The 971-nt window shown below is 77.7% G+C and carries 1 protein-coding gene; it reads left to right on the forward strand.

All coding sequences use genetic code 11. The annotated features are described in order from the left end of the window. Nucleotides 1–156: 156 nt before the first annotated feature. Nucleotides 157–971, forward strand: an 815-nt coding sequence (locus GTW08_RS04700; protein WP_161151462.1) for a hypothetical protein, incomplete at its 3' end; no start/stop codon positions are given.

Genomic DNA, 971 nt, shown 5'->3' on the forward strand with positions numbered 1-971 from the left:
GACGGCCGGGTGACCGGGGCGCTCTCGGCCGCCGCCCGGGGTGCCGGGCCGCTGCCGGGTGAGGTCGTCGACGCCCTCGCCGACGCCGCGGGAGCCTGGTCCACCTGAGCCGCCGCGCCAGGTTTGCCGCCGTGTGTGCCGGGAAGGTGCGGGGGGATGCGTACCGACTGGATCCGAACCCTGAACGACAGCGACGGTCCCTTCGCGACCGTCGTGCTCGATGCCACGCACGACACCGCCGACGCCACCGAGCAGTACCGCCTGCGCTGGCGCGAGCTGCGGGAGCGCCTGGCCGACGACGGTGCCGACGAGTCGGCGCTCGCCGTGCTCGACGAGGCCGTGACCGCCGCCGACGCCCCCGACGGCACGGCCGGGCGGGTCCTCGTCGCCGACGCCGCGCGGGTCCTGCTCGACCGGCACACCGAGTTCCCGCCCGAGCGCGGGACCGCGGCCTGGGGTGCGGTCCCGGACCTGCTGGGCGTGCTCGGCGCCGTGGGGGAGGACGTGGCGACCGTCGTCGTCGCGGTCGACCGGACCGGTGGCCGGGTCCGCGGTGTGGACGGCACGGTCTCCGAGGTGTCGACCGACTCGGGCGGCCCGGTCCACAAGGCGAGCACCGCGGGCCCCGGAGAGGGCACCGCGGACGCCCGGGTCGAGGAGACCTGGAAGCGCAACGCCCAGGCCGTCGCCGAGCAGGTGGAGAAGTCCGTCCGGGCCGGCAACGCGGGCCTGCTCGTCGTCGCCGGGGACGCGGAGTCCCGGGCCCGCCTGCGCGACGAGCTGCCCCCGGCCTCGGCCGGGATCATGGCCGAGATCGAGAACACCGGCGGCACGGTGCCCGAGCAGGTCGACGACACCGTGCGCGCCGCCGCCGACGAGGTCCGCGAGACCCGCCGCGGCGACGCCGTCGCGAGCTTCGCGACCGCGTCCGGGCGCGGCGACGGGCTCGCCGTCACCGGGCTCGGCGACGT

This window comes from Pseudonocardia sp. SID8383, from assembly GCF_009864975.1.
Lineage (GTDB): Bacteria > Actinomycetota > Actinomycetes > Mycobacteriales > Pseudonocardiaceae > Pseudonocardia > Pseudonocardia alni.